The organism is Priestia sp. YIM B13489 (assembly GCF_042787645.1).
In the GTDB taxonomy this organism is placed as follows: domain Bacteria; phylum Bacillota; class Bacilli; order Bacillales; family Bacillaceae_H; genus Priestia; species Priestia megaterium.
The window spans coordinates 2,716,884-2,730,470 of the sequence record NZ_JBHZOQ010000053.1 but is presented as its reverse complement, the minus strand read 5'-3'; the positions used below and the strand labels follow the sequence as shown (position 1 = coordinate 2,730,470).

At 37.7% G+C, this 13,587-nt stretch carries 14 protein-coding genes and 1 riboswitch; of the genes, 2 read left to right on the top strand and 12 right to left on the bottom strand.

What is annotated here, in order from left to right; all coding sequences use genetic code 11:
• Positions 1–44 precede the first annotated feature (44 nt).
• The 6 genes from ACFX4W_RS19720 to ACFX4W_RS19695 all read right to left on the bottom strand — a co-directional run bounded on the left by ACFX4W_RS19720 (position 45) and on the right by ACFX4W_RS19695 (position 5,244).
• On the bottom strand, positions 45–1,700 hold the full coding sequence (locus ACFX4W_RS19720) for a DUF2339 domain-containing protein (RefSeq protein WP_280559554.1): 1,656 nt from the start codon (positions 1,698–1,700) through the stop codon (positions 45–47).
• A gap of 173 nt (positions 1,701–1,873) precedes the next feature.
• Positions 1,874–2,110 (bottom strand): hypothetical protein, encoded by a 237-nt coding sequence (locus ACFX4W_RS19715; RefSeq protein WP_013056931.1) that lies wholly within the window; start codon positions 2,108–2,110, stop codon positions 1,874–1,876.
• Positions 2,111–2,214: 104 nt separating this feature from the next.
• The gene (locus ACFX4W_RS19710; protein ID WP_029321599.1) at positions 2,215–2,658 is read right to left on the bottom strand and encodes a hypothetical protein; all 444 of its coding nucleotides are present in this window, start codon (positions 2,656–2,658) and stop codon (positions 2,215–2,217) included.
• Positions 2,659–2,811: 153 nt separating this feature from the next.
• A complete protein-coding gene (gene splB, locus ACFX4W_RS19705) occupies positions 2,812–3,840 on the bottom strand; it encodes a spore photoproduct lyase (protein ID WP_025752275.1) in 1,029 nt (342 codons plus the stop codon).
• A gap of 110 nt (positions 3,841–3,950) precedes the next feature.
• Complete coding sequence (locus ACFX4W_RS19700; protein ID WP_016764006.1) at positions 3,951–4,199, bottom strand: transcriptional regulator SplA domain-containing protein; 249 nt, start codon at positions 4,197–4,199, stop codon at positions 3,951–3,953.
• An 85-nt stretch (positions 4,200–4,284) separates the two neighbouring features.
• Positions 4,285–5,244 (bottom strand): LacI family DNA-binding transcriptional regulator, encoded by a 960-nt coding sequence (locus ACFX4W_RS19695; protein WP_043982330.1) that lies wholly within the window; start codon positions 5,242–5,244, stop codon positions 4,285–4,287.
• Positions 5,245–5,368: 124 nt separating this feature from the next.
• Here ACFX4W_RS19695 and ACFX4W_RS19690 point away from each other — a divergent pair, with 124 nt between their 5' ends.
• Positions 5,369–5,497 (top strand): hypothetical protein, encoded by a 129-nt coding sequence (locus ACFX4W_RS19690; protein ID WP_013083044.1) that lies wholly within the window; start codon positions 5,369–5,371, stop codon positions 5,495–5,497.
• 39 nt (positions 5,498–5,536) lie between these two features.
• On the opposite strand, the gene ACFX4W_RS19685 is transcribed toward ACFX4W_RS19690, so the two are convergent.
• From ACFX4W_RS19685 to ACFX4W_RS19675, 3 genes are all read right to left on the bottom strand, one after another.
• Positions 5,537–6,847: a Na+/H+ antiporter NhaC family protein gene (locus tag ACFX4W_RS19685; protein ID WP_043982329.1), complete on the bottom strand. Its 1,311-nt coding sequence runs from the start codon at positions 6,845–6,847 to the stop codon at positions 5,537–5,539.
• Between the two features lie 85 nt (positions 6,848–6,932).
• A riboswitch (SAM riboswitch) is annotated at positions 6,933–7,039 on the bottom strand.
• A 101-nt stretch (positions 7,040–7,140) separates the two neighbouring features.
• A complete protein-coding gene (locus ACFX4W_RS19680; protein WP_280559553.1) occupies positions 7,141–7,908 on the bottom strand; it encodes an ABC transporter permease in 768 nt (255 codons plus the stop codon).
• A complete protein-coding gene (locus tag ACFX4W_RS19675; RefSeq protein ID WP_043982326.1) occupies positions 7,901–8,812 on the bottom strand; it encodes an ABC transporter ATP-binding protein in 912 nt (303 codons plus the stop codon). Before ACFX4W_RS19675 ends, ACFX4W_RS19680 begins: the two co-directional genes overlap by 8 nt.
• A gap of 170 nt (positions 8,813–8,982) precedes the next feature.
• On the opposite strand from ACFX4W_RS19675, the gene ACFX4W_RS19670 reads away from it, so the two are divergent.
• Complete coding sequence (locus ACFX4W_RS19670) at positions 8,983–9,423, top strand: YtoQ family protein (protein WP_025752263.1); 441 nt, start codon at positions 8,983–8,985, stop codon at positions 9,421–9,423.
• A gap of 159 nt (positions 9,424–9,582) precedes the next feature.
• Here ACFX4W_RS19670 and ACFX4W_RS19665 read toward each other — a convergent pair whose 3' ends face one another.
• The 3 genes from ACFX4W_RS19665 to ACFX4W_RS19655 are packed head-to-tail and all read right to left on the bottom strand — an operon-like array spanning position 9,583 to position 13,489.
• Positions 9,583–10,794 carry a Ger(x)C family spore germination protein gene (locus ACFX4W_RS19665; RefSeq protein ID WP_043982322.1) on the bottom strand — a complete coding sequence of 404 codons (1,212 nt, stop codon included), beginning with the start codon at positions 10,792–10,794 and terminating at the stop codon, positions 9,583–9,585.
• A complete protein-coding gene (locus ACFX4W_RS19660) occupies positions 10,778–11,905 on the bottom strand; it encodes a spore germination protein (protein ID WP_043982321.1) in 1,128 nt (375 codons plus the stop codon). The genes ACFX4W_RS19665 and ACFX4W_RS19660 overlap by 17 nt, the downstream gene beginning before the upstream one ends.
• Positions 11,906–11,911: 6 nt before the next feature.
• The gene (locus tag ACFX4W_RS19655; RefSeq protein ID WP_043982319.1) at positions 11,912–13,489 is read right to left on the bottom strand and encodes a spore germination protein; all 1,578 of its coding nucleotides are present in this window, start codon (positions 13,487–13,489) and stop codon (positions 11,912–11,914) included.
• Positions 13,490–13,587 lie beyond the last annotated feature (98 nt).

Genomic DNA, 13,587 nt, shown 5'->3' with positions numbered 1-13,587 from the left:
ATATTATAATAAATAAAGCTGAAGAATTTCTCTTCAGCTTCTAGCTACTTCTTTTTATAAAATAGTCGCGAGATAATTAAACCGATAGCTCCTAAGACAATAAATAACAAGGCCCGTATAGCCATTGGGATAAAAGGTAAATCGTATAAAACGAGTTTAAAAAGTGTTAAGAACAAAATGCCCACGCCGATATACGTTGCTGTTTTAAACGTTTTAAGTGATCCTATTATAAATGCTGCAATGGACAGTCCTAACCAAACGGCCGTCATAATAAGCGTTTGCGGATTAGCGGAAAGATGATTGGTGCCAGCGGCCGCAACTTCCGTAGCAAAAATTAAAGAAAGAATAGAAAAAACAATACCTCCTCCAATTTTGAACGTATCGTGCTCATCTTTTTCTGTTTTTTGAATGCTGATCCAAATAAATACTAGAATAGAAGCTAACACAACAAGCCAATTTAATGTCGGAAGAGACAGTACTTGTTCGATTGGTGTAACTAAGATATACGTTGCGCTCAGTATATAAATCGTATAAGAAAATAGTTGATGAAGTAGATTTTTATACGTCATGGCGATATAGTAAACAGCCAGTCCTTGAATCACATATAAAATGACTCCTTCTCTTAAATCGACGAGCTGATGAATAAAAAACGCTACTGCAACAATTAAATAGGTAATAAAAAATTCAAATTTCTCTTTAGAACTTCTTACGGCGTAAACACCTAATGCGTAAATAATAACTAGCGCAAGCAGCACCATTGTGGTCGTGCCATCGTCAAAAACGGCGAGCAGCCAGCCGTACGTAACTGCTAAACTCGATAGAAGGGTAAACGCATATACTTGGAGTACGGATTGTGATAGAAAAAAACTTGAAATTAAGCATAAATGCTGAATAAGAATCGCCATACCTAATAACTCTTTTACACCATTATCACCAACAAACGAGTAATAAATGAGTAGCGTAAGATTTAATAGTACCGCGGAAAGAACATATAAAATTGAATATTTTTGTTTGATTGCCACATATAAAAAGGCAATATACAGAAGCGTTTCATAGCCAATGAAAACGAGCGCATTAGGCGAATTACTTTCAATAAGAAAAGGAACGAGTACGCCTCCAACTGCGCTAATAATACCTAATGCCTGTGAACGATAAAAGACTGTCGCGATAATCCCTAGGATAATCCAGCTCGCATTTAGTATAAAAGCAAGCGTTGGTCCCGCTAAATGATACAGGCTATGCATCGCAAACGTCGTTAACATGAGAATAGGAATAGCTCCTCCTGCAAGTACTTGCCCGAGCACCAACCTGCCCTTTTTAATTTGGAAATGACCTGTCACAGCAAAACCTATTGAAACAACGAAACCGAGAACAACTTTTGCTTTTTCATTCATTAACCCATAGTCAGAAGCTGCTTTAAATCCCCATAGCACGCCAATAATAAATACAAAAATAAAAATTCTCGGCAGCCATGTTTGAAAAAGGACTTTTTCCCAATCAACAGGTTCTTCTATTGCCTGTGAACTTTTAGCTGTTGTTTGAGCAGGACGTTTAGTGGTCTCCTCGCGCTGCTTGGGAGGAAGATGAACTGTTTTTGGCTTTGGAGAATTTGTTTTATATACGAGCGACTTTAGCCTGGCTACGTCTTCTTCTAAACTGCTTATTTTTCGTTCAAGTTCTTCTATTCTTTCTTTTTCCATGTTTCCTCACCCTTTCTCTTTAAAGTATTTGTGGTTTTTATATGTATATCTTACAGAACTTAACTATTATACCATTAAAAGGAATATTACTTAGAAACATTCTATTTTTAGCAAAAAAAAATACAGCGCCCTTTTCAAAAGAAAAGTTCGTTGTATAGGATGTGCTGCATTTTTTATGTCACTTTCTCGCTGTATGTACTATGAAATCCCGCTTCGATGTGGGCTACTTGAAAGCTATGGTGACCAATTAAATATTTAACAATATCCACACGGTCAATTTTACCGGGCTTATTATTCATTGCTTCTCGCACCATAGATTGAAATGTTTCTTTGCAAAACTTCTTTTCATGAAGCAGAATCGTTTCACAATACTCTTCATGGTCTCCCTCTGAAATACGATAATAATGCATTTCTTTCACCCCTTTTTAATGTTATACCTATTACATACCCCAAATATTGCTATTTTAACAAATTAATTTTATTATTCTTTATTTTTCCATATATAATATATGGTTTATAGGGCAACGTTTCGAAACTCGTCGTTATAAATGCTAATTTGAAGCCGCTGAGAAAAACGTTCTTGTTCGATATATGTTTCAGGCATTAATCCAACAGGATATACCTTAGGGTTTTCGCCACTGCCTAATATGTATACATACATCTTTCCTTCGCTTGTATATCGAACTTTCGTCGAAATACCCCCTTGCCCTTGAAGAGGCGCATAAACAGCTCTTACATTATCTCTTATTTCTTGTACAAACCCATGTAGTTCAATATCAGAATCATAATAATGGTTTGCTTCATACAAGCCGTAAATCCGAGACTTGTCGATATCACATAATATGTTCCAAAATTCAGATAAATTCTCTTGGAACAACACTTGAATAAAATTCCGTGCAGCTTCTTGCTGTTCGTTTGTTAATTCTTTTGTTAGCGCAAACTCTTCATTTTTTAACATCTCAGTCACCTCCCTTTTGTATGTAATACGACAAGCGATAAAAATAACCTCTTTTTTTCAACTTATTAGCAAGTAATTTATTTTTTTACATTAAAAATTGAAAAGTTATTTTGACTAAGGCGTCAGAATAACTTTTCAATTACTGTAGAATAATTACGTAAAGTATTCGATTTTTGCATTCGGAAAATACTGATCAATGTAATATTCTAATGTTTCTCTTAATTCTTGTTCTTCATCTTTTGCGTATACATATTTTCCAATTCCGTAACGCCCCCACTTGTAGCGGCGCTCCTCTTCATTCATCTCAAGCTTTGTTTTCGGATAATTTTTCTCGATTACCCGCTTGGCCGGCTTGGTAAAGCGATGCTGAATCATTTCAAACGTAATATCATCTCTGGACTCCTCAGGTATAGAGGCGTCCAGCTTTTCAAACAACTGACGGTATCCCTCTTGCCAACCTTCATGAATGTAAATAGGCGCCACAATAAAGCCAAGTGGATATCCGGCTTTTGCAACTTTATTAGCAGCTTCAATCCGGTAATCAAGAGGAGATGTACCAGGTTCAAAGTTTTTTATAACATAATCTGCATTTATGCTAAAGCGGAAGCGCGTGCGACCATTATGTTTAGCATCCAATAAATGATCCACGTGATGAAATTTAGTCACAAAGCGCAGTTGACCTAGTTCACTTTCCCCAAAATACTCAATCGCCCGCTTTAATGAATGTGTTAAATGGTCAATTCCTACGATATCAGATGTACAAGCCGCTTCAAATCGCGTTATTTGAGGGGCTCTCTCCTGCATATATTGCTCTGCTTGACCTAATATTTCTTCAACATTCACGTACGTGCGAATATATGGTTTGCTTCCCATTGTTGTCTGCAAATAGCAATAGTGACAATGCCCCATACACCCTGTTGCAAATGGTATTGCATATTCAGCTGACGGTTTAGATGTATCAAATTTCAATGTTTTACGCACGCCAACTACTAAAGTCGACTTGGCATTGCGGTATTTTTGCAAATCATTTTTTCCCGGTATATTACGCACTTGATTATGAGAAGTTGTTTGACGAATCTCAATTCCCATCTTCTCAAATTTTTCTTTTAATTGAACACCAAGCGGGTACTCCATTGCCCCTGGCTCAATATATACTAATTGAGGTACAAAAGGTTTTATCATCATGTACACTTCCTTTTTTCTAGTACTAATAGCGTTTGAAAAATAAAAAGACTCTATCCTTGGTAATTATTTTTCAAACAAAAAAGACTCTCCGTTAAGAGAGCCTTGCATCAGTCATATTGTTCATAATCAAATATCTTATTATACATTTTTTCAGCTTCTTCATACGTTGAATATACGGCATCATCTTCAGCTAACAAATGGTAAGACTCATGTAAAAACAGCGCCTTTTCACCTTTGTTTTCGGGATGTTCAACAATTTCAGCCTGATTAATATTCGCAACGTTTGCCGTATGAGGATTTCGGTAAATAACAAATACTTGATCTCCCACTTGATATTCTTTTTTCTCCACGATCATCATCCTTTTCTTCTTTCTTTACTCGTATGATGTCCGCTTTTGCTCATTTTATCCGGTAAAAACACCTCATGGCATCATCAAGAATTCATACGCTTTTACGCTCAATAAACCGAAAAGGGAGCTCAATTTTCTGAAGAACCTTGCTTCCCACTAATGTAAAAAGCGTTTCTCCCATTTCCTTAAGAGGAAGTTCGATCGTTGTTATTTGTAAATAAGAAGAAAGCGGATGATTATCAAAACCAATGATAGCTAATTCACCAGGAACTGAAATACCCGCTTGTTCGCACTGAGCTTTTATTCCGATAGCTACTTGATCGTTTGTTACTAAAAGCGCCTGAGGCCGATTTTTCATCTGCACTAGTTTTTCCACCACTTTTTCACCATCTGTCACGTTCAAACAGCCTTGAAAAACCCATTCCGGATGATAAGGCTGATTTATTCTTTCTACATATTCTTTGTATGCTTGTTGCCGCTGTTGACTATTCGTACCCGTCATCCTTCCAATACAGTAGCCAATATCCGTATATCCTTTTTCTTTTAAATACATAAGCGCCTGCTTAAAAGCTGCATAATGATCAACGTAAACGGAGCGAATAGAACGATTCTGTACGTTTTCGCACACGGCTATCGGCCCGTACTGCTGATAATATTCAATCGTGCTCCAGCTGCTTGCTCTAGAACAAATAATCACTCCATCAACTTGCTTTGTTTTTAGCATATGAAGCGCTTCTTCTTCTTTTTTTACATCATAGTTCGTCTGACAAATAACAAGCTGATACTGCTTTTCTAACGCCTGAGATGCCACTCCTTCTAAAAGCAGACTAAAATACGGATGATTAATAAAAGGCAAGACGACGGCAATCATATTTGTTTTCCCTTTTGATAAGTGAACGGCATTAATGTTTTGTTCATAATTAAGTTCGTGAATAACCTGCTCTACCAGCCGGCGTTTTTCTTCTTTTACATACGGATGATGATTTAGCACCCGGGATACAGTCGAAACAGATACACCAGCTTTTTTTGCGATATCTCGGATATTTGTCATGTTTTCACCTTTTTCTCTTGCGCTGAAACGCGTTTCATACTTTATTCTCATTATAAAGTGAAACAGCAAGAAGCTAAACCCGTTACCATCGTGTTTTTACTCATTTACGTAAGGAGGTCATTTCATGGGTATTTTATTATTCATTTTATTATGCGGAATTGAAATTGGAGGAGCGGCTTATGCACTTAAACAGAACGAGACGCTTTGGAAGGAGTTAGATGATGAAAAGCCGACTGATTTTTTTAAACAGTAAAAAACCCTTAAAAAGAACATTCTTTTTAAGGGTTTGATATTACGCAGCTTCTTTAGATGACTTTGACTTTTTATTTAAACGAGGAAATCCAATTACAATTGCAATGATCCCGCAAACCGCTGTTAACATTGGGTAGAATGTAAATGGAATAATCTCAATCGGTGAAACTTTAGCAAATCCTGCTGCGAGAAGCATTTGCGCGCCGTAAGGGATAAGCCCTTGAACGCTGCATGAAAACAAGTCAAGCAGACTGGCTGATTTACGATTATCAATTGAATACTTATCAGAGATTTCTTTTGCTAACGGACCTGCCGTAATAATTGAAATCGTGTTATTAGCCGTTGCTAAATTTGTTAAACTTACCAGTCCAGCGATGCTGAATTCTCCGCCTTTTTTTGTTTGAATGCGTCGTGTTAATAAATTCAATAAGAACTGAATACCGCCATTATAGCGAATAAGCTCAACCATTCCGCCGATTAGCAGAGATAAAATAATTAACTCTGACATTCCGCCAATACCTTCTGTCACAGTTTTAGCAAGAGAAGAAAGCGTGTAGCTTCCGTCAGCTAATCCAATCACGCCGGCTAGCACAATTCCTCCGGTTAAAATGCTTAATACGTTTGCACCAAATATGGCAGCAACGAGTACGCCGACATAAGGCAAGATTTTAAACCAGCTAAAATCTTTAATTTCTACTGATGATGTATTGCCTAGCGTCATTACAAGCAATAAAATTACCGTAACAATCGCTGCAGGAAGGACAATAAAAAAGTTTACTTTTAATTTATCTGACATATTTGTTTTTTGCGTACGAACTGCTGCAATGGTTGTATCAGAAATTATCGATAAATTATCTCCAAACATTGCACCACCAATAACGGCAGCAATGGCCAATGTAATGGATACATGCGCTTGCTCACTGATTCCTACAGCAATAGGCCCTAGCGCAGCGATTGTTCCCATTGATGTTCCCATCGAAATGGAAATGAATGCGCCAATAACAAAGATTCCGACTACCACTAAGCTTTGCGGAAGCACAGAAAGCGCTAAGTTTACCGTTGAATCAACAGCTCCCATGCCTTTAGCAACTTGAGAAAAAGCACCTGCTAAAATAAAAATAAGCACCATAATAATGATATCAGGATGCCCTGCTCCTTTAGCAAAACGCTCCACTTTTACATTAAGTGAATCTTTGCGGTTCATAGCCAGCGCCACGATGGCTGCAATGATAATGGCTACTAATACAGGCAGCTTATAAAAATCTCCCGTTATAATTCCTGATCCGACAAACAGGACTAAAAAGACGCCCAGCGGTAACAGCGCCCAGCCGTTTCCTTTTTGTTGTTCCATTCTTAACACCTCTTGTTTACGTAATAAAAAAAGACCTCTTCTTATTGATAAGAAGAGGTCTCTTATTTGTATCATAAGATTACCCTTCTCATCTTCCAAACGAAACATCGTCTGCTGGATTTGGCACCGCACTGCGTACAGCCAGTTGCCGAGACATCATAGGGCCAGTCCCTCCGTCTCTCTTGATAAGAAGTTTATAGTTGTTTTAAAAATAGTCTTTCACTACTGTAATCTCTTTTTATTTAATTGTCAAATGCTATTTTAGAAAAATATATAGTGCGAAAATTCTCACATTAATTAGCTACGTCTCGTTTTAAAAACGCTGCCCAAGCTACGCCCATAAAGAAGACAAAATGAGCGACTAAAATAAAGATTGAAAATGGAATCGTCATGCCGTCAAACAGCGGCTTCATTCCGTCCATATACTGCACAAAGTTCGTGTTGGCAAATAATAAAAATTTCCCCCACCATAAGCCTAATTCTGATACCAGTCCTGCTACAGCTTTCGCCCCGATACTTACGACAATAGCCAGACTGGAAGCAAGCGCGCTGTTTCTAAATAAAGACGACAGCATGAATGCAAATGTCATCATCATAAACGTTTCCATATACGCGCTGTCATACGTAAGCGTAATGTTTTTAAGCAGCTGCGCATCTCCTTCTAGACTGGTAAAGCCAAAGAACAATGCTCCCCATACAAACGAAAAAAGCAAATAGCTCAGTAAATAATACAAGCTAATTAAAATGAGGGTTATGTACTTGGATGCTAAAATCGTTGAACGTCTAGCAGGGCGAATTAAAAGAAGCTTAATGGTACCTGCTTCAAACTCTTTTGCAACCATTGACCCTCCAACAGCAAGCGCGAAAAATTGAACGAGAATCAGCATACCTGAACTAAATGACAGGAAGTTCAAAATGTTGTCTTCTGTTCCTGCACTGTTTGCTACTTTCTTCATTAAAAGAGCCATACAAAGAGTTAAAATACCGATTGTAATAAACGTGACTTTTGTACTTCTTTTATGAAACCATTTCATATGTTCATTTTGAATTAGCTTAAGCATGGTGCTCTCCTTCCGTAACGGACATAAACGAATCTTCAAGCGTCTCATACACAGGAGTGATTCGGTAGACTAAAATATCGCTGTCCACTAATTTTTTATTCACAGCTGGAATTTGTTCTTTTACAATCGTCACGTCGATACTATGTGATCTCATCGTTACTTCAAATTCTTGTGATAAAAGATCCGCTGCTTTTTGCGCATCAGACACTTCAAATTCTACGTACGTTCCTTGATCTTGACGATTTGGAGATAGATCTTGAATGGCTTTTAACTCACCGTCTTGAATAATGCCAACGCGGTCACATAGTGCTTCTACTTCTTTTAATAAGTGGCTCGCGATTAAGATCGAAATTCCTTCTTCCCTGCAGAGGGTTTGTAAATATGTACGAAATTCTCTCATTCCCGCTGGGTCTAGACCGTTTGTTGGTTCGTCTAGTAAAAGCAATGCAGGCTTATGTAAAATAGCTTGAGCTACTCCTAAACGCTGTCTCATCCCAAGAGAATACGTCTTCACTTTTGCATGAATGCTGTTTTCAAGCTTTACTAAAGCAATCACTTCATCCAAGCGTTCTGATGTGATCCCTTCATGCATATTCGCAAAGTGTTTTAAATTTTGATAGCCCGTCAGATAATCATAAAACTCAGGGTTTTCAATAATCGCTCCAATTGATTTCATAGCTGATGTAAACTGTTCTTTTAAAGGAAATCCATTGACGATAATTGTTCCCTCTGTTTCTTTGATGAGTCCTACGACGGTACGAATTAACGTTGTTTTTCCAGAGCCGTTCGGACCAAGCAATCCGAAAATCTCACCGCGCTCAACCGATAAGGATACATCATGCAAAATGGTTTTCTTCCCAATTACTTTACTGACATGATCTACTTGTAGCACTGTTTCTGTCATCATGTACATCCTTTCTTTAATTAGCAATACGCTTTCTATTGTTTCTCTTTTTTAACTATTTGTCTACTATAACCTTATTTTTGGAAAAGTAGCCCATTCAAATCATTCGTATTATCGGCTTACATTTGATAAAATAAAACAAACTTTAGTTAGAGGAGGACTTCTACATAATGAACTTAACCGTATACCTTGCCGGGCAAATTCACGATAACTGGAGAGACGAAATTAAAAACCAAGCAGAACAATTAAACCTTCCCCTTACCTTTGTCGGTCCCATGACAGACCATGACCGCTCCGACAACATTGGAGAAGAAATTTTAGGAAAACAGCCTAACGCTGTCTTAAAAGATGAAGCTGCTTCTCAAATTAATAATTTACGTACGCAGGTGCTCCTTAAAAAATCTGATGTGGTTATTGCTTTATTTGGCGAAAAATACAAGCAGTGGAACAGCGCAATGGATGCGGCGACAGCCATTGCATTAGATAAACCGCTAATTTTGGTTCGCCCTGAAAAACTGCACCATCCGCTTAAAGAACTGTCAAACAAAGCCCAGGTTGTAGTCGAAACGCCAGAACAGGCTCTTCAAGCATTAGCTTATATTTTTGAATAACAAATAAGAGCTGTCGAAAACCGGCAGCTCTTATTTGTTATTTGTTGAGGTCTCCGTACTAAGCATGTGATGAGTATTTCGTGGGAAGTTCTGAGCTCATTATTCTTGGGGGCTTTTTTCATTTCTGACATAAAAATAAGCAAAGTTACAGTCGGTTGCTTACTTTTTTGAGCCGGATGCTCCATAATCTTTAATCGTTAACTTTACATCATAGTCAATTGGCACTTCACTAAATGTTTGATCCCAATTTTCTTTGACCCTCATCCATGCTCTGGGCTGCTTAATTCTCAATTGATTTCCAAATCCCGCCACATCAACTTTATATTTTGTTTGCATTTTTTCTAGTACGTGTCTTACCAGGTTCTTTACTTTTTTTTCTGAAGTTTTTTGCGCGTTTTGTAAAAATTGATTGTTAAAAGAGCTCCCTGAGGTCATCCAGCTTTCAGATAGCCTTCCCACTGATTCAATGTGTACATCAAAAGAGATATTATTTCCTTTAACATGAGGTTCAATATGACTTTTCATAGATTCTATTTCGTATACAATCAGCTGACCGGTCTTTTTATCAAAGCTTTTCACTAGTCCGCCTTTCCCTTTGCCTGTGATCCAAGTCAGACCATCTAGTTCTTCTTCATTCAAAAACCCAATCATTTTGTTTGTTTTCCCTTTAATTATAGCAGCACCAGCAAATTTGATTTCCCCATTTGCCGATAATACATTTTGCAACAGAAAACTAGATCCTGTTTGAATTTTGCTTGCTAATTTAATAAGCTGCATGGGTGGTAAAATTCGCATTGTTCGATAAGTATTGTCTATCATTCCATACAAGTGGAAAGCTGGGATCTCTCCTGGTGTTTTTGATTCTAACGTGTCGCTAGCTCTTCCTTTACTAATAAACACAAGGCAACTAGGTCTAAAATCATTGTCCCGAAGAGTTTGGTCCACTAATTGCTCTAAACTATACGCTCGTGCAAGGGCCTCACTGATAACCATTACTTTCATATGGGGACTAGTTAAAGGAGTGTCACTTCTTAAAGATAATTCACGAAGCATTTGAAAAGGAGAATCTCCTGTTTCCGAGATATTTACGTAAGATTTCTGCTGCGGTCCTCCTTGTTTAGTAGTTGAACTTGCGACTTGAGGAGTGATAAGTTGATAAGTTGACGTAATCAGGTTCTTTTTAGTATATCCTTCTCCTTGTTCATCAAATTCTTTTTCAGCTATGGACTCCTTAACTTTATCATAGGCCACACCCACTCCAAAACTTTGCTCTTCAATTTCATGACTGCTCCAGCAGCCTGCCAGAGGAAAGAGCAAAAAAACAGAAAACAAAATCAATAGGAACTGGAAATGGTCAAAGGTCGGTTTCATACTTTACTCCCTTTACTTTTGAAATAATGAGAAGAAGCAGCGGCAAAAAGCCAAATAAAACTAAGGCGATATTGCCAATCACATCTCCCAATTTAAATACATCATTAATATTTTTAGGAATCATGGAAATAAGATATATAACCGGAAGCAAACCATACATAAATGGATGAATGTTTTTTTGGAAAAGCTGAGACAGTCCTAATGAAGCGGCGTAATGATTAATAGTAAAAGAAGCAAACATCTGCATGATCCATACAACTAGCAGCAAGGAATCAAATCGTTCAAAAATCAAGCCTGTCAGCTCAAAACTCCTTATTAAATCGAGCGTTGGCCATGTTCTTATTACTACTCCATCAATCGATAATGCTCCGATAACCATTACAACAGTAATCACATAAATAAATATAGGAATAGTAATTCCAACCAGCACAGCTTTTCCTGCTTTGTGTGGTTCTTTCATAAAAGCTAAAATGATTAATATGATTTCAGGACCCGTGAAGGCAAGAGCAGTTGTTTTTACCCCTTTTAGTACAGGAAGGACTCCTGATCCAAGTACTGGGCGCAGATTATCTATTTCAAATATTTTCATACTCATAAAAGCTACCAGTAAAAAAAGAATAACGGTAATGGGGAATATAATTTCAAACAGTCGAGCGATTGGATTAATGCCCCCTCTAATTAAATAGAGGCTTATCCACATAAATGGCATAATAATAGCCCACGTCGGCGTTCCTTCCAGCAAGAGATATCCAGTTACTTCTGCTAATGAACGGGCGTGAAAACCACCAAGCAGTAAAAAATAACCTATCATTAGTAAGCTAATTAACTTACTCAACCATTTCCCTGTAATTTCTTTACTGTATTGATAAAACGTCTTCCCAGGGAATTTTCGGCTTAATCTCACCATGATTATCGCTGCTATCATGGTGACTATTCCTCCTAGAATAACAGTTAACCACACATCTGGTGTTTTCACTTGTTCCGCAGCTGTTCGAGGCAACGTCAGAATACCGGTTCCAAGTATAAAATTGATGACAATAATAGCTGTTTGTGGCGTCGTAATACGATCGTTTGAATTTATCATTACCACTAGTTCACTTCCTTTTATCATAAGCTGCTATCCTTTTCGTAGAGAATCTTTGGTATGCATCATCTTTGGACGTCTTTTCATCATCATAAGAGGCATACGGACCATCAAATCTTTCCATTCACTTAAACGATAGGGTACCGCTGGACTCATATAAGATACGCCAAAACTTTTTAGTTTCACCAAATGACTGGTCATAAAAAGGAAAAATAAAACGACTCCATATAATCCAAGTATGGCAGCACATAGCATAGCTATAAAGCGAAGAATACGCAATGAAATCCCGACGCTATATTGCGGAATAGCAAACGATGAAATGGCAGTTAACGCTACAATAATAACTAAAATAGGGCTAACAATCCCTGCCTGCACAGCAGCTTCTCCAATAATTAATCCACCGACAATCCCCATTGCTGGACCAATTGGTTTTGGTAGCCTGAGTCCAGCTTCTCTCAAGATTTCGATAGCTATTTCCATAAATAAGGCTTCTATAAGGGCTGGAAATGGCACTCCAGACTTTGTTCCTATAATGGAAATAGCCAATTTAGTCGGAATCATCCCTGGGTGAAATGAAATAAACGCAATATACAAAGCCGGTGTAAAAAGGGAAAGAACCACTGCGATATAACGAAGAAAACGAATGAATGTACCAGGAATCCACCTTTCATAATAATCTTCCGGCGACTGTAACATCATGCTAAACGTAACAGGGGCGATCAAAGCAAAAGGCGTCCCGTCTAATAAAATGGCTACTCTCCCTTCCATCAAAGCAGCAATTACACGATCGGGACGCTCCGTATTCTGCACCTGGGGAAAGGGACTAAGGTAATTATCTTCAATGAGTTGTTCAACATATCCTGACTCCGGCACATTATCAAGATCAATTTTTTTAATTCGTTTTTCTACTTCTTCAACTAGCTCTGGATCAACAATCTCCTTTATGTAAGCAACAACCAAGTCTTTTTTGGAACGCTTTCCTACTTGAAATTTCACCAGCGACAAATTTTCAATATCTCCGCTTCCTCTTAATAAAGAAGTATTATCACTTAACGATTCAGTGAAGCCTACTCTTGGCCCTCTCACCAATGCTTCTGATACGGGCTCTTCAATTGTCCTTGTTTTTACTTTGCTTGTACCAAGAATTAAAGCAGGTGATATTCCGTCAATTAAAAGAGCCGTAGATCCTGTTAAGACTTTTGATATTACTTCTTTAATAGAATGGACCTCTTCTACATCACTAATTGATAATACTTGGCTTTTAATAAACTGTTTTGAAAGGCTTCCCTTTACGTAAAGCTGATCCTGTTGATATTCTTTTGAAAAATCAGCCATCAATGATGACAAAATATGTTTTTCAATAAGATCTTTATCTGAGAGCCCCTCTACAAAAATAATAGCTGCCTGAATGCTGGTGCGTCCTATAATAAACTCACGAAAATGAACGTCGGAATTATGACCAATTTCATTTTTAATTACTTCTAGCGTTAAAGCTAAATGATCCGTAACATGATTAGATGAATCTTGATGTATAGATTCCTGTTTCTTTTCCTTCTCGTTCGCATGGTTACCTATTTTTTTTACTGCCGATTTCCATTTTTTCACTTCCATCACTCTTCCTCTGAATTACGAATCCCGCTTAATAATTTGTAGATTATATACGGGATGAAAAAAACCAGAACTGCTTGTATAAAAACTGGCCCTTCTGG